Here is a 22,638-nt window from a genome sequence, read left to right on the forward strand (position 1 = left end):
GGCGCGCATCCTATGCGGCAACGGTGCGGTTGAGAACCTGCGGCCGGCGCGGGGAAACCGGTGCGAGGTCCGCAGCGTTGGCATGGCTGGACGGCGGAATGCCGAGCCAGAGCGGAGAAACCCATGAACACCGCGAACCTGCAATTGGAAGGCGTGCTCCTCGCCTTGTCGCGCCTGCTCGAGACCATGCGGAACAAGGGCCTTCTCACCTCCGGCGAGATCGAGACAGCCCTCGCCGAGGCGGAGGACGCCTGCCGCCGCGATGCCGCCTGCCGCACCATCAGCCCGGGCCAGGCCGAAGGGGTGTTGTTCCCCATCCGCTTCCTGCGCGCGGCCACCAATCGCCAGGAAGGCCCCTCCCCGACCTTCACCGACATCGCCACGTCCATCGGCGAGGACAAGGACAGGCACGGCTGAACGGAGCACGGCGTCGGACCCTCTGCGATCGGGCGCTGGCGCCGAGGGGTTTCCAAAGGGTATCAAGCGCTTGTACGCCCCGACGCCGTCATCCGGACAGGCCGGCGCAGCGATTGTGTGGGGAGGCGCCGTTGACCGCCGATCTCGACCTCATGCTATCTGGCGGCGCTCGCGGGCGGCATCTTCTATTTCTCCCGCTTGCTCACCGATGGCAGACCGCCCGCCGAACTGATGCCGGTCGTGGAACGCCTCGCCGGCATCTTCATCGGCGTCGCCCTGATGCTGATCGCGTCACTCCTGTCCGCGCTTCACAACAGGCGGCTCACGCCCAGCCCCGACTGTCGACCCGTCTGGCGAGGGCGCCCTCTCCAGCATCAGGCCAGAACGCGGCGCTGCAGCCGCCGCGCGAGGCGCGCCGGCCCGTAGTGCCACGCGAGCGTCACCCTGTCCGCGAACGCAAGGCCGGCGACCTTGCGGGGCACGAACCAGGCGTTGTGCCCGGTGCGACGGACCGGCACATAATCATGTGCCCGCAACAGGCGGCGGCTGCGGCCGAAATCCACCCGGTCGTCGACCAGGATGAGACGCGGCTTGAAACGGGAGGCGGTGAAGCCGGAAAGAACGTCCGCCTCGGTGCCCCCCACGTCGAGGGACAGGAAGTCGAAGCTGGTGATGCCCGCCTCCGCCAGAATGTCATCAAGCGTTCTGGCCGCCACGCGCATCACGCCGCTCGGCTGGTCGCCGGGGAACAGGTGTGACCGCGCCTCCCATCCCAGAAGCCAGAGCTGAAGTATGTCTGGCGCTCCGGGCGCCGCACAGGCGACCGGGACAACCGGAGACTTTCGTGTCGTCTCCAATGCCTTGGCCAGCTCGACGGACGGCTCGATGAGCAGACCCTTCCAGCCGTTCAGCTCGAGATGATAGGTCTGGCTGCCGCGGATGGGATCCCCCGCACCGACATCGACGAACGTTCCGACGGCATTTCCGAGCCAAGCCGCCACAAGACCTCTCTCATGGTGAGAGGGATTGATGACGCGACCACCGTCATCAGCAAGAACAGCTGCACCCATGGCACTCCACCCGCTTAACTCCGCGGAAAGTGCCCGGGTACCGAAATTTTCACAATGATAATCGGGTTCAGATTGTAGTCATAATGTCCAGAATGGACCTATCTATATTAAAATATGAGGTCAAAAATAGTTCGTTGCAACACGCAATTTTAGCGAAATACAATTTTCGTTCGGACATATTACTAAATGAGCGCCCGGAGGGTTTCGGCAAAGCGCCGGCCGGCCTGACGCACGGATGCTCCGCCCTTGTGGGTCAGCTGGAGCCATACCCTTCGGCGATCCTCGGGGTCGGGATGGCGCTCGACAAGCCCTTCCTGCTCAAGCGCTTCGAGGCGACGCAAGGCTGTGGTGGTGGAGGTTCCGACCCCCGCGCATAGCGCCGAGACCGAAACCTGCCGGCCAGCAGCCTGCGCCATGGCGAGATCGAGCAGCATTTCCCAGGCGGCATCTCCGCCGGCAATCCTCGGAAGAACCCGCTTGCGGTCCATGCGCAGGCCGTCAAGCAGGCGCAGAAGAGACAGAGGATCGTCGAACAAGGTCGCTGCCCGCCGCTTCTGCACGGAGAGATCCAGCGCACGCCGAATGGCGGCCACGAGATTGGCGATTTCGACCGGCTTCTGGAGAAAATCCACCGCGCCCATGCGCAGGGCGGCAACGGAGTTCTCCAGCGATGCATTTCCCGTGAGTATGATGGGGAGAATCTGCGGGCCTTGACGAAGTTCACCCACACGACGGATCAGCTCAAGACCGTCAAGATCCGGCATGGCAAGGTCGGTGACCAGCACGCGTATGGCGAAGTTCTGCTCGACGATATCGAGAGCGCTCAAAGGCGAAGAGGCGCAGACCACTGGCAGGTTCTCGAGCGCGAGGCCCTCTCGCACCTCAAGAAGGAACTCCTTGTCGTCATCGACGACGATGACCGCAACATCCCGCATCGCCCAACTGCCATCACACGCGCCATGGCCACCCCCGGCACGAACAGCCGTCGGCACGGGAGTTCCTGTCAAAGCCACCCCGGAGGTCGAGCTAGGCGGGTATCATGCTAGGCTCATGCGATCCAGATCAGATCGATCCAATCTATCCCCATTTGGACCAATTTTCGCCAAGGAGCAGATATTTAGAGTTGATTGAATGCCGTATACGTCAACCCAAGCGTGGCCACGTCCTGCCGGAAAGGTTTCGGAGGTATCCTGAGAGGGGGGTGACGGCCATAGGCGACAGCGCCGGCCGCGAGCCGGCTACTCGACCGGAACCTTACAGGTCGATGGCGAGATGGCGCGGTCCCGGCTCAGGCCGAGACCGCCTCCGGTGCTTCGATCTGCCGAACGCGGTCCATCACCGCCTTCTGCACCTTCTCGAATGCGCGCACCTCAATCTGGCGCACGCGCTCGCGTGAGACGCCGAACTCGGCGGCAAGGTCTTCCAGCGTCATTGGGTCGTCGGAGAGCCGACGCGCCTCGAAGATGCGGCGCTCACGGTCGTTGAGCACGGACAGGGCGCCGGACAGGGCCGAACGGCGGTTGCTCAGCTCCTCGCTCTCGGCGAGTTGCTCCTCCTGGTCCTGACGCTCGTCCACCAGCCAGTCCTGCCACTCGCCGCCTTCCGAATCCTCGCGGATGGGGGCGTTGAGGGAGGCGTCCCCGGACAGGCGGCGGTTCATGTCCACCACGTCCTGCTCGGTGACGCCGAGCTTGGTGGCGATCTGCTTCACCTGATCGGGACGCAGGTCGCCCTCTTCCAGCGCGGAAATCTGGCTCTTGGCCTTGCGCAGGTTGAAGAACAGCTTCTTCTGCGCCGCCGTGGTGCCCATCTTCACGAGGCTCCACGAGCGCAGGATGTATTCCTGGATGGAGGCGCGGATCCACCACATGGCGTAGGTGGCGAGGCGGAAGCCCTTCTCGGGCTCGAACCGCTTCACCGCCTGCATGAGGCCCACATTGCCCTCGGAGATCACCTCGGAGATGGGCAGGCCATAGCCGCGGTATCCCATGGCGATCTTGGCCACGAGGCGCAGATGGCTCGTCACCAGCTTGTGAGCGGCGTCCCGGTCCCCGTGCTCGCGCCAGCTCTTCGCGAGCATATATTCCTCCTGCGGCTCCAGCATGGGGAACCGCCGGATTTCCTCCAGGTACCGCGAAAGCCCGCCCTCTGCGGAGGGAATGGGCATGGACTTCTGCTGGGCCATCACGAGGCCTCCTTCTCCCGCGGCCCCCATCCGGGCAGCCGCTCGTGCGGCCGCATGACGCCGACCGCGACGCACGATAATATAGATACGAACGAAAGGCGGATAGGTTTCATCCTCTCACGTCGCTGCGAGAGCGGATTGCGTTTCTGCACGCTCGCGATCAGTCGCGCAGCGCCGCCTTGAGCGCCGCAAGATCCTGCGGCAGCTCGCTTTCAAACGACAATTCCTCGCCGGTCACCGGGTGCGCGAAGCCGAGCCGAGCGGCGTGCAGCGCCTGCCGGCCAAGCGCGGCAAGGCAGGCCCGGGCCTCATCTGGCAGCAGCGAGACCTTGGTCCGGAAGCCCTGGCCGTACACCTCGTCGCCGAGCAGCGGATGGCCGGCATGGGCCATGTGGACGCGGATCTGGTGGGTGCGCCCGGTCTCCAGCCGGCATTCGATGAGGCTCGCGACCTCGGTGCCGGTCTTGCCGACGAAAGTCTCCAGCACCTCCCAATGGGTCACCGCATGGCGGCCGGAACCCCGCACCGCCATCTTCTGGCGATGGGTGGGGTGCCGGTCGATGGGCGCATCCACCCGGCCGCGGGGCTCGGGTACGCCCCAGACAAAAGCGAGATAGGCGCGCTCCAGCGGCCCGGTACGGCCATGGTCGGCAAACTGGGCGGCGAGGCCCTTGTGAGCGGCGTCGGACTTGGCCACCACCAGCAGGCCCGACGTATCCTTGTCGATGCGGTGGACGATACCCGGCCGCCGCACCCCGCCGATGCCGGAGAGGCTGTCGCCGCAATGGTGCAGGAGCGCGTTCACCAGCGTGCCCGAGGCATGGCCCGGCGCCGGGTGCACCACCAGCCCGGCCGGCTTGTCGATGACGATGAGATGATCGTCCTCGAAGGCGATGGTGAGCGGGAGGTCTTCCGCCACCGGCTCGGCCGGCTCGGGAGGCGGCAGGGTCAGGGTGTAGACCTCGCCGGCATTGACCCTCGCGGCCGCGTCCCCTACCACTCCCCCGCCGATGGACACCTGCCCTTCCGCAACGAGACGCTGGATGCGGGTGCGGCTGAGTTCGGGCGCAAGACGCGCCAGGACGCGATCCAGCCGCTGCCCCGCATCCTCGGGGGCGACGGCGAGGGTGAGGCTCGCGCCAGCGTCCTGACCGGCTTCGTCCGGCCCGATGTCGTCGGTGAGGTCGTCGAAGCCGTCGACAAGGGCAGCTTCGGTCGTCTTCGCGTTCATTCTCGTCCCGTCAGGAGCCCCGGCCCCTCATGTTCCACCGCCCGCCCCAGATCGACACCCCCGAAGAGGCGCTGACGCCGGAACAGGAGCGCGTCATCCGCAAGTTCCGCCGCTTCTCCAGCATCTCCATGCTGGTCATGGTGCTGGGGGTGGCGGCCGTGTTCGGCGTGATCGGTTATCGCATGATCCGGGCGAAACCGCTTGCGTCGGGCGAAATGACCGCGCTTTTGCCCAAGGGCGCCCGCATTGTCTCCACCGCCGTCTCCGGCGACGTGGTGGTGGTGGCCATCGAGGTCAACGGCGCGACCGAGATCCGCACCTTCGACGCCCGCACCCTCGCCCCGGCGGGCCGGCTGCGCTTTGCGGTAGAGCCCTGAGCTACTGGAGCGATCCCTCGCCGTCCCCCGGCATGCGGGCCAGCATCATCTGTGTGATGGCCACCAGCATGTCCGCGCGGGCCTTGAGGTTCTCCGCCTCCAGCAGCGCCTGCTTCTCCAGCGCGCCGTAGGGCGACATCACCGAAAGGGCGTTCACCAAAGTCTCGGTGCCGGCCTGGCGGATACCGTCCCAGTCGGCTTCCAGCTTGTTGGCGTCGAGGAAGGCCGCGAGCGCGGCCAGCACCGCCTCCCGGTCCACCTCCGCCTCGCCGGCCGAGACATCGAAATCCTCGGCGAACAGGGCCGTATCGATGCGGAACTGGCGATAGGGGGTTGTCACCGCCATCTCCTCCACCACGCGGAAACGGCAGATGCCGCTCAGGGTGATGAGGTAGCGCCCGTCCCCGGTCTCGCCGAACTGGGTGAGACGCCCCACGCAGCCCACCTTGTGCACAGCCGGTCCGCTCGCGCCCGCAGGCGCCGCCTCGTCGGGCTGGATCATGCCGATGAGCCGCGCGCCGGCCAGCGCATCGTCCACCATGGCGAGATAGCGCGGCTCGAAGATGTTGAGCGGCAGTTCCGCCCGCGGCAGCAGCAAGGCACCGGTGAGCGGAAACACGGGGATCACCGGCGGAATGTCCGCCGGCGACAGGTAATTGCGGTTGTTAGCCACGAAAAAATCCTTCTCGAGCGCCTTCGAGCGAAACTCCGTCCGCGTCGGCAAAGCGCATCGACCAATGATCGAAAGCTGCGTCTCGCCCCGGAATAAGGAAAGGCCGCGCTCTCAGGCGAACATGATCGCCGACAATTTCTTACGTCCTGAAAGGGTGAGCGGATCGGTCGGGCCCCAGGCCTCGAACAACTGGACCAGCTGCTTGCGCGCGGCATCCTCGTTCCAGGCGCGGTCGCGCTTGACGATGTCGAGCAGGTGGATCAGCGCATCCTCGCGCCGGCCCTTGGCATTGAGCCCGATCGCGAGATCAAAGCGGGCCTGATGGTCGGCCGGGTCGAGGTCGAGCTTCGCCTGCAGCGTCGCGAGATCGCCCAGCGAGGCGGCCTGCTCGGCGACATCGAGGGCGGCGCGGGCAGCGGCAACGGACGGGTCGTTGGCCTTGTCGGCGGGCGCAAGCGCCAGCGTCGCCTTGGCCTGCTCCAGCGCGCCAGCCGCGACCTGGGTGCGCACGAGGCCGGCGAGGGCCTTCAGATTGTCCGGCTCCTCGCCCAGCACGCCAGCGAAGATTTCGGCCGCAGCGGCCAGGTCGCCGTCCGCCAGCGCGCCTTCGGCCGCCGCAAGGGCTTCCTCCAGTCCGTCCGTGGCAGGCCCGATGAGGCGATCGATGAACGCCTTCACCTGCCCCTCCGGCAGGGCGCCCATGAAGCCGTCCACCGGCTGGCCGTTCACGAAGGCATAGACGGTGGGCACCGACTGGATGCCGAGCTTGCCGGGGATCACCGGATGGTCGTCGATGTTCAGCTTGGCGAGGCGCACCTTGCCCTTGGCGGCTTTCACCACCTTCTCGATGACCGGCGTCAGCGTCTTGCACGGGCCGCACCACGGCGCCCAGAAATCCACGAGGACCGGACGGCGCTTCGATTCCTCCATCACCTCTGCCATGAAGGTCTGGGTGGTGGTGTCGATGATGTCGCCGCCGGCGCTGTCCGAACCCGCAGCCGGTTTGGCACCCGTGGCGCCTGCCTGATTGAGCAGCATGTGTCGCAATCCCCGAAAATCCAGCCCCGCAGCGCCCGAAGGCGCCATCGCCGGGTCGGCCCCCCATAAATGGGGCGCAGACACACCGACGCAATGCGGCGCTTGCCGCCTTGTACCCCTTTCAACGGTGGAAGGTAAGGCAGGAGGCGCCGGCGCAACCACAGGACGTATCTGCGTGCACCTCCCGCCGACGCACAAGGCACCCCCTGTGGATCGTTGACAAACCAAGGCTTGCGCGGGGGTGATGGCCCATGCACGCTGGTTTGACCTCCACCGGAAAGGCTGGCACACCCCGCGGCGATGACCCTGTTCCCCATTCCCACAGCCAAGATCGCGGCATGAAGTTCGACCGCCTGCGGCTCGTGGGCTTCAAGACCTTCGTCGAGCCCACCGATCTCCTGATCGAGCCCGGCCTTACCGGCGTGGTGGGGCCGAACGGGTGCGGCAAGTCCAATCTTGTCGAGGCGCTGCGCTGGGTGATGGGCGAAAGCTCCTACAAGGCCATGCGCGCCAACGACATGGAGGATGTCATCTTCTCCGGCACCACGGGGAGGCCGGCGCGCAATTCCGCAGAGGTGGTGCTGCACCTCGACAATTCCGACCGCACCGCCCCTGCCGCCTTCAACGAGTGGGACCAGCTGGAGATCGTCCGCCGCATCGAGCGCGGCGCCGGATCGAGTTACCGCATCAATGGCAAGGACGTCCGCGCTCGCGACGTCCAGCTCATCTTCGCCGATGCCTCCACCGGCGCCCGCTCCCCCGCCCTCGTGCGGCAGGGGCAGATCGGCGAGATCGTCGGCGCCAAGCCCAATGCCCGCCGCCGCATTCTGGAAGAGGCCGCCGGCGTCGCCGGCCTTCACGCCCGCCGCCATGAGGCCGAGACCCGTCTGAAGGCCGCCGAGCAGAACCTGCTGCGGCTGGAGGATGTCATCACCCAGCTGGGCACACAGGTGGACAGCCTGCGCCGCCAGTCCCGCCAGACCGTGCGCTACAAGTCGCTGGCCGCCGAAATTCGCCAGTGCGAGGCAACTCTGCTCTGGCTGCGCTGGCAGGACGTCACCAAGGCGCTGGCCGACGCCGAGCAGGCCGTTGAAGCCGCCAAGCGCGACGGGGCCGAGCACACGCGCCTGCAGGCCGAGGCCGCGCGCCTTCAGGCCCTTGCCGCCCACGCGCTCCCGGCGCTCCGCCAGAAGGAGGCGGAAGCCGCCGCCGCCTTGCAGCGCCTGACCCATGCCCGGCAGGAGCTGGACGCCGAAGAGGCGCGTCTTGCCGCCCGCAAGGAGGAGCTGGAACGTCGCCTCGTTCAGCTGGCTCAGGATACCGCCCGCGAGGAGGCACTCTCCCACGACGCCGAGAGCGTGCTGGAGCGTCTCGCCACCGAGGCCGAAAACCTGCGCTTCGAGCAGGAGGAGGCGGCCGAGCGCGAAGCCATCGCCGCCGACATGCAGGAGGAGGCCGCCGCCTTTCTGGAGGAGGCCGAGCGCGCCCTTGAGGAAAAGACCGCGCACTTTGCCGATCTCGGCGCCCGCCGCGCTTCGCTGGAACAGCTTCTGCGTGAGACACGCGACCGGCTGGTGCGCAACGCCGCCGAGCGCGCCTCCGTGGAGGCCGAGGAAAGCCGCCTGAAGCAGCAGGCAGGAACCGACGCCCTCGAAGGCCTGCGCATGGAGGCCGAGGCCGCCCGCGACGCCCTGGCCGAGGCCGAGGAAGCGAGCATCGACGCAGAGGTTGCCCACACTGTCGCCCGCCGCGCCATTGAGGAACTGCGCCCGACCCTCGCCGAGGCGCAGGCCCGCTTCGGCCGTCTGGAGACCGAGGCGCGGACGCTGGCGAAGGTGCTCCAGTCCAGCGATGCGCGCTTCCCGCCTGTGGCCGATCTCGTCACCGTCGCCAAGGGCTATGAGACGGCGCTGGGCGCCGCCTTGGGCGACGATCTCGACCTGCCGGTGGACGGCGCCGCCCCCGCCCGCTGGGCCGGTGCGGCATTGGACCCGTCCGACCCCCCGTTGCCGCATGGCGCCCAGCCCCTCTCCCGCTTCGTCTCCGGCGCCCCGGCGCTGGCACGGCGGCTGGCGCAGGTGGGCATCGTGGCCCGCGCCGACGGTCCAGCGCTAGCAAGCCGGCTGAAAGCGGGCCAGCGCCTCGTCTCCATGGAGGGGGACCTTTGGCGCTGGGACGGCGTGGTCGCCGCCGCTGACGCCCCCACAGCCGCCGCTCGCCGCCTCGCCGAGCGCAATCGGCTCGCCGACATCGAGGCCGAGGCGGCGCTGGCGGAAGCTCACCTGGACGAAGTGCGCGCCACCCTCGCGGACCGGGAAGGCGTCTTGCGTCAGGCCGCCGAGGGCGAAAATCTCGCCCGGGAGGCCCGCCGCGCCGCGCAGCGATCCGCCGAGGCGAGCCGCGCCACGCTGGAGGCGGCCGAGCGCCGCGCTGCCCAGCATCTCGCGCGGCTCTCCGCACTGGCCGAGGCCCGCAATCGCCTCGCCGCCGTGCGGGCCGAATCGGTGGCGTCGCTGACCGATGCCGAGCGCCAGCTCGCCGCCCTCGACACGCCACAGGTGCTCGAATCGGAGCTGGCCCGCGCCCGTGCGGACACCGCCGAGCGCCGCGCCGCCGTGGCCGAGGCCCGCGCCCGGCTCGATGCGCTGCGACGCGATGCCACCCAGCGCATGCGCCGGCTGGAAGCCATTGCCGCGGAAGAACGCTCCTGGCGCCAGCGCGCCGGAGGTGCCGGGGAACGGCTTGCCGCGGTCGCTGCCCGAGAAGCCGAGGCGAAGGCCGAGCTCGCCGAGATCGAGGAGGCCCCCTCCGAATTCATCCGCCGCCGTCGTGCGATCATGAATGCGCTGGAAGAGGCGGAGGCCGCCCGCCGCGAGGCTGCCGACCGGCTCGCCGAGGGCGAGGAGGCACTCGCTGCTGCCGACCGGGCCGCCCGCGACGCGCTGGAAGCCATGTCCGGCGCCCGGGCCGAGGCCGCCCGCGCCGACGCCCGGCTGGAAGGCGCCCGCCAACGCCGCGACGACCTCCAGCGCGAAATCGCCGACATTCTCGACGGCCCGCCGGACCTCGCCCGCGAACAAGCCGGCCTGACCGACTCATCCCCGCCGCCGAACGTCGCCGCCATCGAGACGACGCTGGAGCGGGCGAAGCGCGACCGGGAGCGACTCGGCGCCGTGAACCTGCGCGCCGACGTGGAGTTGGAGGAAGCCGAGGCCCAGCACACCAAGCTGACCACCGAGCGCGACGACCTGAACGAGGCCATCCGCCGCCTGCGCGCCGCCATCCAGAGCCTCAACCGCGAGGCGCGCGAACGGCTTCAGGCCTCCTTCGCGGTGGTGGACGGGCACTTCCGCAAGCTGTTCGACACGCTGTTCGGCGGCGGCGAGGCGCAACTGGTGCTCACCGATGCGGACGATCCGCTGGAGGCTGGCCTCGACATCATCGCCAAGCCCCCGGGCAAGAAGCCGCAGACGCTCATGCTGCTCTCCGGCGGAGAGCAGGCGCTGACCGCCATGGCGCTCATCTTCGCCGTCTTCCTCACGAATCCCGCCCCCATCTGCGTTCTGGACGAGGTGGACGCGCCGCTCGACGACGCCAACGTGGAGCGATTCTGCACCCTGCTGGAGGAAATGACGCGCCTCACGGACACGCGCTTCCTCACCATCACCCACAATCCCATCACCATGGCCCACCAGAATCGTTTGTTTGGGGTGACGATGGCGGAGCGAGGAATTTCCCGTCTGGTGTCGGTGGATCTGCAGAGCGCAGAGCGCCTGCGGGAGGCTGTGTAACGCTTTGGAGCACGCTTGAGCGGGACCTTTCCGTCGCGACGGAGTGGCCCTTGCTGAAGCTGGCAGGCGCAAGCTTTCCGCGGCGGCAGCGCCGAGACGGCGAAGCACGATGTCGCAGCCACATTTTTCTCTTTTATTTTCAGCAACTTGATACCATATACGGCCGCCTTGACACCCAATTTTGACGCAACTATGGTGCGCCGCGGTTCAAGGGAGAGGGCTGCTGTCCTCCACCGGAGCCAGGAACTTGCGCCATGTCCGGACCTGACGATACCTCCGCAGGAGGCAAAAGCGGACCGGACGGGGCGGGAAGCTCCCGGCCCAGCGATACCGAGCTCTCCGCTAGGCTTGAGCGGCTCAACACCTCGTTGGGCCACGTGCGCGCCAAAGCCGAGGTGCCAGCTCCAAAAGAGCAGGATACCTCGTCCAAATCGGGCGTCGCGCTTGCCTTCCGGTTGGGTGCCGAATTTGTGTCGGGCGTTCTGGTGGGGTCTCTCATCGGCTACGGCATCGACCGTTTCTTCTCGATCACGCCTTGGGGGCTGATCGTGTTCACGCTGGTCGGCTTTGCCGCGGGCGTGACGAACATGCTGAGGGCGTCCGGCGAAGGCCGGAAGATCGGCCCTGGCAAGTCCTGACGGGCGCCGCCTCGGCAAAGGGGCTAGGCGCGGCGGGATCGGGTTTTCGGGGCGGCGCGAGCCGTCCGGGTCATTGGGCCGGGTCCGGCGACGGATTTCGACCTGTTGATGCATTTGGCGGCTTCGGCCGTGATCTTGGGTTCAGCGGCCGAGGCCGCGATGGCAGGGGGCGCGTTCGGATGACCGTCGATCCGATCCACCAGTTCGAGATCAAGCGCTACGTTGACCTGCTGAACTTCAGCAGCGTGCAATTCTCATTCACGAACGCCGCCGTGTTCATGTTCGGCATCGTGGCGATCATCTTCTTCTTCCTCACCTACGCCACCCGCGGCCGCACGCTGGTCCCGGGCCGCGCCCAGTCGGCGGCGGAGATGAGCTACGAATTCATCGCCAAGATGGTGCGCGACAGCGCCGGCAACCAGGGCATGGTGTTCTTCCCCCTGGTGTTCTCGCTGTTCATGTTCGTGCTGGTGGCGAATGTGGTGGGCCTCATCCCCTACACCTTCACCGTCACGGCGCACCTGATCGTCACCGCCGCCCTGGCGCTGCTGGTGATCGGCACCGTCATCATCTACGGCTTCGTCAAGCACGGCACCCACTTTCTGCACCTGTTCGTGCCGTCGGGCGTCCCGGGCTTCCTGCTTCCCTTCCTGGTGGTGATCGAGGTCGTCTCGTTCCTCTCCCGCCCCATCAGCCTGTCGCTGCGTCTGTTCGCCAACATGCTGGCCGGCCATATCGCGCTGAAGGTGTTCGCCTTCTTCGTGGTGGGCCTCGCCTCCGCCGGCGTCGCCGGCTGGTTCGGCGCGACGCTGCCCTTCCTGATGATCGTGGCGCTCACCGCGCTGGAGCTTCTGGTGGCGGTGCTGCAGGCCTACGTGTTCGCGGTGCTCACCTCGATCTACCTCAACGACGCGATCCACCCGGGTCACTGACCCGGACGTCGCCTCGCCGTTCCGCCGTTTCCCCAACACTCGAGTTTTTGAAGGAGCAGTCCATGGATCCCGCAGCTGGTAAGTTCATTGGTGCCGGTCTCGCCTGCCTCGGCATGGGTCTCGCCGGCGTCGGCGTCGGTAACATCTTCGGTAACTTCCTCTCCGGCGCCCTGCGCAACCCGTCGGCTGCCGACGGCCAGTTCGCCCGCGCGTTCATCGGCGCGGCGCTCGCGGAAGGTCTCGGCATCTTCTCGCTCGTCGTCGCCCTCGTCCTGCTGTTCGTGGCCTGATTTCAGGTTCGCGACGGAAGAGGTCTCCCGGGCGCCAAGCGCCCGGGCGCAGTGATTGACTACCTGTGCTTGAGACACCCATGTCTTGACAGGTGCGAAGGCGGGCAAGCCATGATGAAGTCGTGGAAAGTGACTGTCGCGCTGGCGTTTGCGGGTGCGGTCCTGATGGGCGCTCCCGTCTCGGCGGCGAGCGATCCTGCCGGCAAGCCGGCCGTGGTTGCGCAGGCGGCTCCTCCCACCGGCGCCGCCGGGCACGGGACCCACGAGCCTGCCGCCGCAGCTCCCGGCACGGGACATGCGGATGCAGCCGGAGAGCACGGCAAGAAGAGCCACTTTCCGCCCTTCGACGGCACCACCTTCGCCTCGCAGCTGCTGTGGCTCGCCCTGAGCTTCGGCCTGCTCTATCTCCTGATGAGCCGTATCGCCCTGCCGCGCATCGGTCGCATCCTGGAAGAGCGCCACGACCGCATCGCCGACGACCTTGAGGAAGCGGCGAAGCACAAGGCCGACAGCGAGGCCGCCCAGGCGGCCTACGAGAAGGCCCTCAACGAGGCTCGCGCCAAGGCCAACTCCATCGCCGGCGAGACGCGCAATCGTCTCAACGCCGAGCAGGACGCCAACCGCAAGTCGCTCGAGGCGGAGCTCGCCACCAAGCTCGCTGCCGCCGAGGAGCGCATCGCCTCCACCAAGACCGAGGCCCTCACCCATGTGAAGGGCATCGCCGTGGACGCCACCGGCGCCATCGTCTCCACCCTCATCGGCACGAGCCCCGCTCAGCACGAGGTGGAACAGGCCGTCGACGGCGCCCTCGCCAAGAAGGACGCGGCCTGAGGGTCGCGACACCCGCGCGCCTTCAAGGCAGCCGGGTTCTGGAATTTTGAACGCGCCTGACCGGTTCGCGTTCTCGACGAGACCCTGACGTTTCAACGTCGCGCAGGCCCGGACCGGGCGGACGCAGACGGACCCGAGGACCACGTTATGAACGAGATGTCACTGGCTGAACTTTGGGTCGCCATCGCCTTCGTGGTCTTCGTCGGCATCCTCATCTATGCCGGCGCCCACCGCGCCATCGCTTCCGCGCTCGACAGCCGCGGCCAGCGCATCTCCGCCGAGCTTGAAGAAGCCCGCCGGCTGAAGGAAGAGGCGCAGAAGCTCGTTGCCGAGTTCAAGCGCAAGCAGCGCGAGGCCGAGGCCGAGGCCGAATCCATCGTCACCGCCGCCAAGGCTGAGGCCGAGCGCCTCGCCGCCGAGGCGAAGGCCAAGCTTGAGGACTTCGTGTCCCGCCGCACCAAGATGGCCGAGGACAAGATCGCCCAGGCCGAGCACCAGGCCGTGGCCGATGTGAAGGCCATCGCCGCCGAGGCTGCCGCCAAGGCCGCCGAGGTTCTGCTGGGTCGTGCCGCTACCGGCGACGTCTCCGACCGCCTGATTTCCCACGCCATCGGCGAGGTCAGGACCAAGCTGAACTGAGCGCAATCAGCTCCGTTCTTCCAGAAGGCCGCCACTGGCGGCCTTTTTCGTTTTCGAAAAGCTCGGCGACGCGACCGATGTAGGCGGAGCGTCGCCATCCGCCCCGGCGGGGCGCCCGCGGCTCCCGGCCGCGAACCTGCTCCATCGCCCTGCCGCTCCGCGGACGCCTTGATTGAGCCGCCGCGCTGGTCCATTGCTAGGGTATGTGGCGCGCAGCGGAAACACGTCCTTCCCAGACTGGGCCGAGCCGGAGGCGAGGCCGTTTGCCCGTGCGGCTCAATCCCCTCGCCCTGCTGCTGCTTGCGCTCCTCACCGGGATGACGCTGGCCGCCGATTCGGCCCGCCCCGCCTTCGCGCAGAACGACTTCTTCTTCTTCCTGCGCCCCCCGGCCAACGTGCCACGCGGCAATCCCCAGCCCCAGCAGCGGCAGCAGCAGCAGCGCCCCCCGCAGAATTCCGGCTGGTGGCCGTTCCAGCCCCAGCCCGAGGTCCTTCCTCCGCCCCAGCAGGCCAAGCCCCAGGCGCCGGCCGAACCGACGGGCGTCGTCTATGGCTCCGCCGATGCCGCGAGCCAGGGCAAGCGTGTTCCGCCCAGCCAGTTCGTGCTGGTGCTGGGAGATCGCATGGCCGGACAGTTGGCGCAGGGCCTCGCCGATTCCTACGTGCCGGAACGCCAGCGCATCGCGATCATCGACAACACGGTTGACGAGAGCGGCTTCCTGCCGACGCCGGTGGACTGGCTCGCCCGCCTTCCCGATGCGATCGCGGTCGCACGGCCGTCCGTGACCGTCGTCGCGCTCGGCGCCGACGACCTCCAGCCCATCAAGGATGGAGATGGCCAGGCCCAGCCGCTGACCGAACGGTGGAGCGAGCTCTATGGCAAGCGCGTCGACGAGGTCCTCGCCGCGCTTCGCGAAAAGGCGGGCCGGGTGATCGTCGTCGGCCTTGCCCCCGTTGCCAACGGCCAGCTGTCCGATGACTACGCCAAGCTGAACGAAATCCTGCGCGCCCGCGTGGCCCGCGCGGGGCTCACCTTTGCCAATGTCTGGGACGGCTTCGTCGACGAGGACGGGAAATACATGGCGAACGGCCCGGCGGTGGACGGCCAGCGCAGGCGCCTGAGATTCAACGATGGCGTGCGCTTTACCCGCGCCGGCGGGCGAAAGCTGGCCTTCTTCGTGCAGAAGGACATCAACCGCATGCTGGAGGAGAGCGGCGGCGCCAAGGCCTCTGCGACGCCGGACGCGACCAGCGGACCGGAGCGACCCTCCGCCCTCGCCGGTGCGCCGGCGACGGGCCGCGAAGCGCGCCCTGATGCGGTTCAGGTGTCCACCAGCGCCGCTTCCGCCGCGAAGGTGCTGAAGGACGGTGTCGCGCCGCCGCCCGTTCGCGGACGGGCCGACGATTTCACCTGGCCGCCCCCCGGTGCCGAGCCGGCCGCCGCTCCGCCGGCACGCTGACGCTTCCCGTCTTCCGGCGGCCTGACCAGCTCTGCCGCAGCGCGGCAAAATCCGCTTTGCAAAGCCGGAGCGGCGCTTTACCGATTTCAGGGAAGAAATGCGGGCGCCGCCCGCCACATCGGTCGAGGAGCCGTCATGTCCGAGGGAAATTCCGCCGCGTCCATCCGTCCGCGCCGCAGCGTCCTCTACATGCCCGGCTCCAACGCCCGCGCGCTGGAGAAGGCGCGCACCCTTCCGGCGGACGCGGTGATCCTCGACCTCGAGGACGCGGTCGCCCCCGACGCCAAGGTTGAGGCTCGCGGCCGCATCGTCGAGACGGTGAAGGCCGGCGGCTTCGGGCCGCGCGAGGTGGTCATCCGCATCAACGGCCTGGACACGCCGTGGGGACCGGACGATCTGGAAGCCGCAGCATCCGCCACGCCCGACGCGATCCTGCTTCCCAAGGTCCAGTCGGTGGAACAGCTCGTCACGGTGGGCCGCCGCCTCAAGGCGCTGGACGTGCCCGCCACCACGCGGGTCTGGGCGATGATCGAGACGCCGCTGGCGATCCTCGACATCAAGGCCATCGCCGCCGCCGCGCAGGACCCGCTGACCCGGCTTTCGGTGTTCGTTCTCGGCACCAACGATCTCGCAAAGGAAACCCGCGCCGCTCTTGTGCCCGGCCGCGCGCCCATGGTCGGCTGGCTGAGCCTCGTCGTCGCCGCCGCCCGCGTCTATGGCGTGGACGTGCTGGACGGCGTGTGGAACCAGTTCCAGGACCTCGAAGGCTTCAAGGCCGAATGCGCCCAGGGCGTTGAATTCGGCATGGATGGCAAGACGCTGATCCACCCCAGCCAGATCGAGCCCTGCAACATCGCCTTCAGCCCCCCGGAGGCCGATGTGGCGCGCGCCCGGGCGATCATCGCCGCCTTCGCTTTGCCGGAGAATGCGGGCAAGGGCGTTATCACGCTGGACGGCCGCATGGTGGAGTTGCTCCACGCCGAGATGGCCAAGCGCACTGTCGCGCTGGCCGACGCCATCGCCGCCCGCGGCTGATCGCACAATGACCACGCCCGCCGCACCGACCGCTCCCACGCCCCTGCACATCGTCATGGTCGCTTATCCGGACATGACGCAGCTCGACCTCACCGGCCCGTTCGAGGTGTTCGCGCGGCTGCCCGGCGCGAAGATCGACATTGTCTGGAAGACGAGCACCAGGCCGGTGAAGGACGTGGCGGGCCTGTCCATCATGCCCACCGCCGCGTTCAAGGAAATCCACGACTGCGACGTGCTGTTCGTGCCCGGCGGGCCGGGCCAGCTGGAGCTGATGGAGGACCGGGAAACCCTCGGCTTCCTGCAGGAGATGGCGGACGGCGCGCGCTACGTGACCTCCGTCTGCACCGGTTCGCTGATCCTTGGTGCCGCGGGGCTGCTCAAGGGCTACCGCGCCACCTGCCACTGGCTGTCCCTGCCGCAGCTCGCCCACCTCGGCGCCATTCCGGTGGAGGAGCGGGTGGTGATTGACCGCAATCGCCTCACCGGCGCCGGCGTTTCCTCCGGGATCGACCTTGCGCTGGCGCTGGCGAGCGAGATCGCCGGGGAGGAGGAGGCACGGCGCATCACCCTCGCCATCGAATACCAGCCCGAACCGCCCTTCCCGCCCCGCGACCAGGAGGATCCCCGCCTCGTCGAGGAAGTGCGGGGGCGGACACAGGGCTTCCAGGACAAGCGCGACGCCGTCGCCCGTCGTATCGGCGCGCGGCTCTGACACCCCGGGGGGACTGAACCATGAAGCTCTATCGCTATCTCACCGGCCCTGACGACGCCGCCTTCTGCAAGCGCGTGTCCGCTGCCCTGAACCGGGGCTGGCAGCTCCACGGCGCGCCCACGCTCACCTTCGACACCGTTCAGGGCCGCGTCATCTGCGGGCAGGCCATCGTGAAGGAAGTGGAAGGCGAGTGGTCGGACGAGGTCGTGCTCTCCGAGCACTGAGCCCGCGCCAAGCGATCGCCTATTGGGAGCGCCGATCGGGGATCACCGATCGGAGATGCGCGACGGCGGATCAGACCGCCTTCGCCTCGGCAGCCGCGGCGTGGCCGGGCATGAGGACGATGGACACGTCCACCTCGTCGCCGGCCTCGCGGAACTCCCGCTTCACCGACTCGGAGAGCTTGGCTACCACGGCGCGGGCCCGGGCGACCGTCCAGTCGCTCTCGAAGCCGAGATGCAGCTCCACGAACATCTTGCCGCCGAACTGCCGGGTGCGGATGTCGCCCAGTTCGTCGAAATCGTCGAAGTGGGTGGTGAGCACCTTGAGGATGCGCAGCTGCCCCGCCTCGTCGATGGCCTGGTCGAGCAGCGAGGCCACCGAGTTCGAGAGCATGGCGTAGATGTTGTAGATCATGAACCCGATGACCACGAACGAGCCCAGCGGATCGAGGTAGTACAGGATCGGGATGTTGTTGAAGATCGACAGGATCACCGTGACCGTGAACACCGAGCCCGAGGCGATGGCCGAGACGAGGTGAACGCGGGCCTGGGCGGCCAGCACCGGGGAATGGGTCTCGTGAGCGAGGCGGGTCGCCTTGCGGTTCAGGATCACGTTGCCGATCACCGCCATGGCCGCCACGAACAGGCCCAGCTCGGCGCCATCCACGCCCTCCGGGTGCATCACGCGGATGATGGCGCGGGTGCCGGCGATGACCACCAGGATGGTCTGCAGCAGCGCGATCATCAGTTCGGCGAGGTTTTCCAGCTTGCCGAGGCCGTAGGCATATTTGCCCGCATGGGCCTTGTGGGCGAGCTTCAGCACCAGCCAGCAGGCGGTGAGCGCCGTGAGGTCGAAGGAGGTGGCAAGGAGGTCGGTGAGGATCGCCGCCGAATTGGTGAGCGTCGCGGCGAGGATGTAGAAGGGAAACAGGCAGGCCGTGAAGATCATGGCCTTGAACGACAGATTCTGGCTCGCCGAACCCGACACGAATGCCCCCTCTTGCCCGCTGCGTTTTCCCGGAGCGGCCCAGCACCGCCTCGGAACGCCCCCATGAGGACTATTAGGGGGGTATGCGTCAAGCCGATCCCGCATCGCGGCCGAGATTCGGCACGTTCTCCCTTCGGCCTGTTGCGTCGCACCCACGGGCTCTGCAACATGCGGCGACGAATTGGGGGACCCTAGATGAGCAAGACCAACCGGGGCAATTTCTTCGAGGATTTCAGCGTCGGCCAAGTGATCCGCCACGCGACGCCGCGCACCGTCACGGTGGGCGATGTGAGCCTCTACAGTGCCCTGTATGGCACCCGCTTCGCGGTCCAGTCGGCCGACACCTTCGCACAGGACATCGGCTATCCCGCCGCTCCGGTGGACGATCTGCTCGTGTTCCATACCGTGTTCGGCAAGACGGTCCCGGACATCTCGCTCAACGCAGTCGCGAACCTGGGCTACGCCGGCGGGCGCTTTCTTGCCCCGGTCTATCCCGGCGACACGCTCACGGCCGTCTCCGAGGTCATCGGCCTGAGGGAGAATTCCAACGGCCAGAGCGGCGTCGTCTATGTCCGCTCCGTGGGTTTCAACCAGGATGGCACCGAGGTGCTGGACTATGTGCGCTGGGTGATGGTGCGCAAGGCCGACCCGTCCCTGCCCGCGCCGGAGCCGGTGGTGCCGACCCTCCCGGCGGCGCTGGCGCCCGACGCCCTCGGCGGCGCCGTGCCCGTGCTCGACCTCGCCGGCTGGCGCGATGACCTGTCCGGCTCCGCCGCCCGCTTCAGCGACTATGCGGTGGGCGAGCGCATCGACCATGTGGACGGCATGACGGTGGAGGAGGCGGAGCACATGATCGCCACTCGCCTCTACCAGAACACGGCGAAGGTGCACTTCAACCAGTTCACCGAGGGCCAGGGCCGCTTCGGCCGCCGTCTCATCTACGGCGGGCATGTGATCTCCATCGCCCGCGCACTCTCGTTCAACGGCCTCGCCAACGCCTTCCACATCGCCGCGATCAACGGCGGCCGGCATGTGGCGCCGCTGTTCGCCGGCCTCACCGTCCATGCCTGGAGCGAGGTGCTGGACGCGCAGGAACTACCGGGCCGTGACGACGTGGGCGCGCTGCGCCTGCGCACCGTCGCCACCAAGGACCGGCCGACCGCCGATTTCCCCTTCAAGGCGGAGAACGGCGACTACGACCCGAGCGTCATCCTCGATCTCGACTACTGGGCGCTGATCCCGCGCTGACCTGTCGCGCCGGACGCCGCCGCCGCCCCGGCAGAGGTCGCGGGCGGTGCGGCGCTCGCCCCCTGGGGCTTGGCAGCCGGCGACTTCGCTTCCGACGGCTTGCTCCCGTCGGCCGGCCCCGAGGTCGTCGCCGTCGGCTTTGCCGCGGCGCCTGAGGTGGTCGGCTTGGGCTTCGGCTTGCGCGGCGGCGCGGCCGGCGCCGCTGGGGCCGGAAGCCCGCCAAAGACCGACATGAAGCGCCAAACCTCCTCGCCGGCATCGATATCGTGGCTGCGCAGGCCGAGAAATGGCGTGGCGAGATCCGGCTTGGTCTCCACCATGGCCGGCGACTGGTGGCCGCCGCGCTCGATGGTGATGAGCTCCACCGCGCTGCCATCCCGGCACCCCTCCCAGCGGCGCAGCTCGGCGGTGGTGCCGTCTTCCGGGGCCAGGTCGGGCAGCTTGGTGCTGGTGGCCGGCCCGCATCCGTCCAATGCGGCATAGAGACGGGCGCTGTCGGGCGCCGAAAGGGTCGAGCCCAGCGGCGTCCAGAATCCGTTATAGCCGATCACCGAATCCGCCGTGCCGTGGATGAACTGGATGGAGACCGGCTTCGACGGCTGGCACTCCTCCTTATAGTTGGCCGGGGCGGTGGACATGATGGCCGAGTAGGCGGCGAACAGCTCGCTGTATTCGCAGGCCATGCGCTGCACCATGAAGCCGCCGTTGGAAATGCCGGTGAGATAGATGCGGTTCGGATCGGCGATGCCGTCCGCCGCCAGACGCCGCGCCAGGGCCACGAGGAACGCCACGTCGTCGCCCGGCCGCAGCATCATCTTGAGCCGCATGGCCGCCGGGCGGCCATCGTTCCACGTCCGCCCCTCCCCTTCCGGATAGACGGCAACGAATCCGTGCTTTGCCGCCGCGGCGTCGAGCCCGAAATAGGCGCGGAAGCTCTCCGGCGTCTGCGCGGCGCCATGCAGCGCGATCACCGTGGGCACCGGCGTGGTGACGCCGTCGGGTGTCACAACCACATAACGGCGCGTCTCTCCGTTGACGGAAAGCCTGAGGTCCTTGACCGATTCCGCATGGGCCGGAGCAAAAACCGACCAAAACAGGAACAAAAAGAGACTCGCAAGGAACATCCCGCTGCCAGCGGCGCCCCGCCGCAGCCACGATTGCCACACGTCTAAAGTCGAAGCATCGGGGGCCGGGCGGCGGCGAACAAGGGCGGCAAGGACCGTCATGAGCGCAATAAGCCTCTTGAAACAAATAGAATTTAGCGCGGCGGCCGCCCCTGCCATCGCATCCAGGCTTGCCCTGCGAATACGGCGGCGGCGGGGCGGCGGTGTGTCATTGCGGCCACACACGCGGCAGCTCCGCCGCCAATTTGATCTAGATCAAACTGAACAGCGCCTCGCAGGAGGAAGTGTTTCCCATCAGTTATCTCAAAGGGCTTGTGGGAGCGGGGCATGTCGAAGCTCGGACTTGGTATCATTTTCGCGGCGGGGCTCAGCGCCCTCGTTGCCGGCAGCGCGACGGCCGCCGATCTTTCCACCCCGGTCTACAAGGCCCCCGCGGTTGAAGAGCCGCTGAGCCCCTGGCAGATCCGTGTGCGCGCTCTCTACGTGGTGCCGGAGGCCGGCGGTTCGGTGACGGGCATTCCCGGCTCCGACCTCTCCATCTCCAACTCGGTCGTTCCCGAACTCGACATCACCTATTACTTCACGAAGAATATCGCCGCCGAACTCATTCTGGGCGTGACGCCCCACGACATCAATGGCGCGGGGACCATCACCGGCCTCGGCCAGGTCGGCAAGGTGTGGCTGCTGCCCCCCACCCTCACGCTGCAGTACCACTTCACCGACTTCGGCCCGTTCAAGCCCTACATCGGCGCCGGCGTGAACTACACCGCCTTCTTCAGCCAGGATGCCACCAACCCGGCCTTCTCCTCGCTGAAGGTCAACGATGCGTGGGGCTTCGCCCTCCAGGCCGGCTTCGATTGGATGATCGACCGCCACTGGGGCTTTAACGTCGACGTGAAGAAGATCTTCCTGCAGCCCGACTTCCTGCTGCAGACCGTCGGCGGTGCCTACCTGCAGGGCAGCGCGCAGATCAATCCCTGGATCTTCGGTACGGGCGTGACCTACCGCTTCTGATCGACCGATCCAGTCGCGACCTAAAGAAAACGCCGGGCTTGCCCGGCGTTTTTTTTCGCCCGCCAGCCCGCACGCCCGCAACAGTTCTGCGTCGCGCCGATCCGCGAAGGCATCACATTCCCTTGCGCGCGGGGCGATCCGGCCCCCGGTGGGGCGTTGGCACCGCAGCAATCGGCCGCTACAAGCGCGGACATAGGACGATCATCCAATTGCCGACCACTGCGTAACGGTCTTTAAAGCCGCCCAAGGTGCTTTGGAATCGTTGCGAAGAGACGACGATTGAGATACCTGATCGATCGATTTTTCAGGAGGAGGCCCCATGGCCGACAGCCCTCAGCGCATTGATCGCCCCCTATCGCCACACCTACAGATCTACCGTCCGCTGTTCACGATGATGATGTCCATTGTGCATCGCATCACGGGCGTCGGCCTGTATTTCGGCATGGCGATCCTCGTATGGTGGCTGCTCGCGGCCGCGACGTCCCCCTCGGCCTACGCCACCTTCGCCGCGGTTGCAGGTTCGCCCATCGGCCTCCTCGTCCTCTTCGGCTTCACCTGGGCGCTGCTGCACCATGCGCTCGGCGGCATCCGGCACTTCATCTGGGACTTCATCCACGGCTTCGGTCCGGAGCGCGTTCTGCTCGCCAAGGCCACCCTGGCCGGCTCGGTGGTGCTCACCGTGGTCGTCTGGATCATCGGCCTCGCGCTGAAGGGCTGAGGAGAA

23 protein-coding genes are annotated in these 22,638 nt (G+C 67.7%); 15 read left to right on the forward strand and 8 right to left on the reverse strand.

The features are described 5' to 3' along the window. Positions 1-123 precede the first annotated feature (123 nt). Positions 124-417 (forward strand): hypothetical protein, encoded by a 294-nt coding sequence (locus tag V5F74_RS06120; protein ID WP_394006853.1) that lies wholly within the window; start codon positions 124-126, stop codon positions 415-417. Positions 418-791: 374 nt separating this feature from the next. Here the strand turns inward: V5F74_RS06120 and V5F74_RS06125 are convergent, their stop codons facing one another. From V5F74_RS06125 to V5F74_RS06140, 4 genes are all read right to left on the reverse strand, one after another. Beyond that, the gene (locus V5F74_RS06125; RefSeq protein WP_051678747.1) at positions 792-1,418 is read right to left on the reverse strand and encodes an FkbM family methyltransferase; all 627 of its coding nucleotides are present in this window, start codon (positions 1,416-1,418) and stop codon (positions 792-794) included. A 251-nt stretch (positions 1,419-1,669) separates the two neighbouring features. Further along, positions 1,670-2,479, reverse strand: coding sequence for a response regulator (locus tag V5F74_RS06130; protein WP_156026227.1), 810 nt, complete (start codon positions 2,477-2,479; stop codon positions 1,670-1,672). A gap of 296 nt (positions 2,480-2,775) precedes the next feature. Next, positions 2,776-3,672: an RNA polymerase sigma factor RpoH gene (rpoH, locus tag V5F74_RS06135; protein ID WP_029555293.1), complete on the reverse strand. Its 897-nt coding sequence runs from the start codon at positions 3,670-3,672 to the stop codon at positions 2,776-2,778. Positions 3,673-3,832: 160 nt separating this feature from the next. After that, positions 3,833-4,903 (reverse strand): RluA family pseudouridine synthase, encoded by a 1,071-nt coding sequence (locus tag V5F74_RS06140; protein WP_081837423.1) that lies wholly within the window; start codon positions 4,901-4,903, stop codon positions 3,833-3,835. Between the two features lie 29 nt (positions 4,904-4,932). Here V5F74_RS06140 and V5F74_RS06145 point away from each other — a divergent pair, with 29 nt between their 5' ends. Then, the gene (locus tag V5F74_RS06145) at positions 4,933-5,280 is read left to right on the forward strand and encodes a hypothetical protein (RefSeq protein WP_024280365.1); all 348 of its coding nucleotides are present in this window, start codon (positions 4,933-4,935) and stop codon (positions 5,278-5,280) included. A gap of 1 nt (position 5,281) precedes the next feature. On the opposite strand, the gene V5F74_RS06150 is transcribed toward V5F74_RS06145, so the two are convergent. Both V5F74_RS06150 and trxA read right to left on the reverse strand, forming a co-directional pair. Beyond that, positions 5,282-5,953 carry an LON peptidase substrate-binding domain-containing protein gene (locus V5F74_RS06150; RefSeq protein ID WP_024280366.1) on the reverse strand — a complete coding sequence of 224 codons (672 nt, stop codon included), beginning with the start codon at positions 5,951-5,953 and terminating at the stop codon, positions 5,282-5,284. Positions 5,954-6,064: 111 nt separating this feature from the next. After that, positions 6,065-6,991, reverse strand: a complete 927-nt coding sequence (gene trxA / locus V5F74_RS06155) for a thioredoxin (RefSeq protein WP_394006857.1) — start codon at positions 6,989-6,991, stop codon at positions 6,065-6,067. A gap of 338 nt (positions 6,992-7,329) precedes the next feature. Here trxA and smc point away from each other — a divergent pair, with 338 nt between their 5' ends. The 10 genes from smc to V5F74_RS06205 all read left to right on the forward strand — a co-directional run bounded on the left by smc (position 7,330) and on the right by V5F74_RS06205 (position 17,543). After that, on the forward strand, positions 7,330-10,782 hold the full coding sequence (smc, locus tag V5F74_RS06160; RefSeq protein ID WP_394006858.1) for a chromosome segregation protein SMC: 3,453 nt from the start codon (positions 7,330-7,332) through the stop codon (positions 10,780-10,782). Positions 10,783-11,036: 254 nt separating this feature from the next. Continuing rightward, entirely contained in the window at positions 11,037-11,420 is a 384-nt protein-coding gene (locus V5F74_RS06165; RefSeq protein WP_029555298.1) for an AtpZ/AtpI family protein, read from the forward strand. Positions 11,421-11,599: 179 nt separating this feature from the next. Next, positions 11,600-12,352 carry a F0F1 ATP synthase subunit A gene (locus V5F74_RS06170; protein ID WP_029555299.1) on the forward strand — a complete coding sequence of 251 codons (753 nt, stop codon included), beginning with the start codon at positions 11,600-11,602 and terminating at the stop codon, positions 12,350-12,352. A 62-nt stretch (positions 12,353-12,414) separates the two neighbouring features. After that, the gene (locus tag V5F74_RS06175; RefSeq protein ID WP_024280371.1) at positions 12,415-12,642 is read left to right on the forward strand and encodes a F0F1 ATP synthase subunit C; all 228 of its coding nucleotides are present in this window, start codon (positions 12,415-12,417) and stop codon (positions 12,640-12,642) included. A gap of 165 nt (positions 12,643-12,807) precedes the next feature. Next, the gene (locus V5F74_RS06180; protein WP_284145496.1) at positions 12,808-13,473 is read left to right on the forward strand and encodes a F0F1 ATP synthase subunit B; all 666 of its coding nucleotides are present in this window, start codon (positions 12,808-12,810) and stop codon (positions 13,471-13,473) included. A 147-nt stretch (positions 13,474-13,620) separates the two neighbouring features. Further along, on the forward strand, positions 13,621-14,112 hold the full coding sequence (locus V5F74_RS06185) for a F0F1 ATP synthase subunit B family protein (RefSeq protein WP_029555300.1): 492 nt from the start codon (positions 13,621-13,623) through the stop codon (positions 14,110-14,112). Positions 14,113-14,381: 269 nt separating this feature from the next. Beyond that, positions 14,382-15,572, forward strand: a complete 1,191-nt coding sequence (locus tag V5F74_RS06190) for an SGNH/GDSL hydrolase family protein (RefSeq protein WP_210165116.1) — start codon at positions 14,382-14,384, stop codon at positions 15,570-15,572. Between the two features lie 135 nt (positions 15,573-15,707). Next, the gene (locus V5F74_RS06195; RefSeq protein WP_029555302.1) at positions 15,708-16,607 is read left to right on the forward strand and encodes an HpcH/HpaI aldolase/citrate lyase family protein; all 900 of its coding nucleotides are present in this window, start codon (positions 15,708-15,710) and stop codon (positions 16,605-16,607) included. 7 nt (positions 16,608-16,614) lie between these two features. Next, a complete protein-coding gene (locus V5F74_RS06200; RefSeq protein WP_394006862.1) occupies positions 16,615-17,319 on the forward strand; it encodes a DJ-1/PfpI family protein in 705 nt (234 codons plus the stop codon). A 20-nt stretch (positions 17,320-17,339) separates the two neighbouring features. Beyond that, positions 17,340-17,543, forward strand: coding sequence for a DUF1737 domain-containing protein (locus V5F74_RS06205; RefSeq protein WP_024280377.1), 204 nt, complete (start codon positions 17,340-17,342; stop codon positions 17,541-17,543). Between the two features lie 70 nt (positions 17,544-17,613). Here V5F74_RS06205 and V5F74_RS06210 read toward each other — a convergent pair whose 3' ends face one another. Further along, a complete protein-coding gene (locus V5F74_RS06210; protein ID WP_394006864.1) occupies positions 17,614-18,528 on the reverse strand; it encodes a cation diffusion facilitator family transporter in 915 nt (304 codons plus the stop codon). A 195-nt stretch (positions 18,529-18,723) separates the two neighbouring features. Between V5F74_RS06210 and V5F74_RS06215 the strand changes: the two genes are divergently transcribed. Next, the gene (locus V5F74_RS06215) at positions 18,724-19,776 is read left to right on the forward strand and encodes a MaoC family dehydratase (RefSeq protein WP_024280379.1); all 1,053 of its coding nucleotides are present in this window, start codon (positions 18,724-18,726) and stop codon (positions 19,774-19,776) included. On the opposite strand, the gene V5F74_RS06220 is transcribed toward V5F74_RS06215, so the two are convergent. Next, complete coding sequence (locus tag V5F74_RS06220; RefSeq protein WP_394006866.1) at positions 19,752-20,789, reverse strand: alpha/beta hydrolase family esterase; 1,038 nt, start codon at positions 20,787-20,789, stop codon at positions 19,752-19,754. The genes V5F74_RS06215 and V5F74_RS06220 overlap by 25 nt on opposite strands. 438 nt (positions 20,790-21,227) lie before the next feature. Here V5F74_RS06220 and V5F74_RS06225 point away from each other — a divergent pair, with 438 nt between their 5' ends. Together V5F74_RS06225 and sdhC are read left to right on the forward strand one after the other, a co-directional pair. Then, a complete protein-coding gene (locus tag V5F74_RS06225) occupies positions 21,228-21,914 on the forward strand; it encodes an OmpW/AlkL family protein (RefSeq protein ID WP_281809383.1) in 687 nt (228 codons plus the stop codon). A 319-nt stretch (positions 21,915-22,233) separates the two neighbouring features. After that, a complete protein-coding gene (gene sdhC, locus V5F74_RS06230) occupies positions 22,234-22,632 on the forward strand; it encodes a succinate dehydrogenase, cytochrome b556 subunit (RefSeq protein ID WP_024280382.1) in 399 nt (132 codons plus the stop codon). Positions 22,633-22,638: the final 6 nt, after the last annotated feature.

Source organism: Xanthobacter aminoxidans, from assembly GCF_043193615.1.
In the GTDB taxonomy this organism is placed as follows: domain Bacteria; phylum Pseudomonadota; class Alphaproteobacteria; order Rhizobiales; family Xanthobacteraceae; genus Xanthobacter; species Xanthobacter aminoxidans.

Bases quoted from the DNA above. Each gene is read 5' to 3' on its own strand.
- V5F74_RS06120 (WP_394006853.1), top strand. From the start codon at position 124: ATGAACACCGCGAACCTGCAATTGGAAGGCGTGCTCCTCGCCTTGTCG.
- rpoH (WP_029555293.1), bottom strand. From the start codon at position 3,672: ATGGCCCAGCAGAAGTCCATGCCCATTCCCTCCGCAGAGGGCGGGCTT.
- V5F74_RS06140 (WP_081837423.1), bottom strand. From the start codon at position 4,903: ATGAACGCGAAGACGACCGAAGCTGCCCTTGTCGACGGCTTCGACGAC.
- V5F74_RS06145 (WP_024280365.1), top strand. From the start codon at position 4,933: ATGTTCCACCGCCCGCCCCAGATCGACACCCCCGAAGAGGCGCTGACG.
- trxA (WP_394006857.1), bottom strand. From the start codon at position 6,991: ATGCTGCTCAATCAGGCAGGCGCCACGGGTGCCAAACCGGCTGCGGGT.
- smc (WP_394006858.1), top strand. From the start codon at position 7,330: ATGAAGTTCGACCGCCTGCGGCTCGTGGGCTTCAAGACCTTCGTCGAG.
- V5F74_RS06165 (WP_029555298.1), top strand. From the start codon at position 11,037: ATGTCCGGACCTGACGATACCTCCGCAGGAGGCAAAAGCGGACCGGAC.
- V5F74_RS06170 (WP_029555299.1), top strand. From the start codon at position 11,600: ATGACCGTCGATCCGATCCACCAGTTCGAGATCAAGCGCTACGTTGAC.
- V5F74_RS06175 (WP_024280371.1), top strand. From the start codon at position 12,415: ATGGATCCCGCAGCTGGTAAGTTCATTGGTGCCGGTCTCGCCTGCCTC.
- V5F74_RS06180 (WP_284145496.1), top strand. From the start codon at position 12,808: ATGGGCGCTCCCGTCTCGGCGGCGAGCGATCCTGCCGGCAAGCCGGCC.
- V5F74_RS06185 (WP_029555300.1), top strand. From the start codon at position 13,621: ATGAACGAGATGTCACTGGCTGAACTTTGGGTCGCCATCGCCTTCGTG.
- V5F74_RS06195 (WP_029555302.1), top strand. From the start codon at position 15,708: ATGTCCGAGGGAAATTCCGCCGCGTCCATCCGTCCGCGCCGCAGCGTC.
- V5F74_RS06200 (WP_394006862.1), top strand. From the start codon at position 16,615: ATGACCACGCCCGCCGCACCGACCGCTCCCACGCCCCTGCACATCGTC.
- V5F74_RS06205 (WP_024280377.1), top strand. From the start codon at position 17,340: ATGAAGCTCTATCGCTATCTCACCGGCCCTGACGACGCCGCCTTCTGC.
- V5F74_RS06215 (WP_024280379.1), top strand. From the start codon at position 18,724: ATGAGCAAGACCAACCGGGGCAATTTCTTCGAGGATTTCAGCGTCGGC.
- V5F74_RS06225 (WP_281809383.1), top strand. From the start codon at position 21,228: ATGTCGAAGCTCGGACTTGGTATCATTTTCGCGGCGGGGCTCAGCGCC.
- sdhC (WP_024280382.1), top strand. From the start codon at position 22,234: ATGGCCGACAGCCCTCAGCGCATTGATCGCCCCCTATCGCCACACCTA.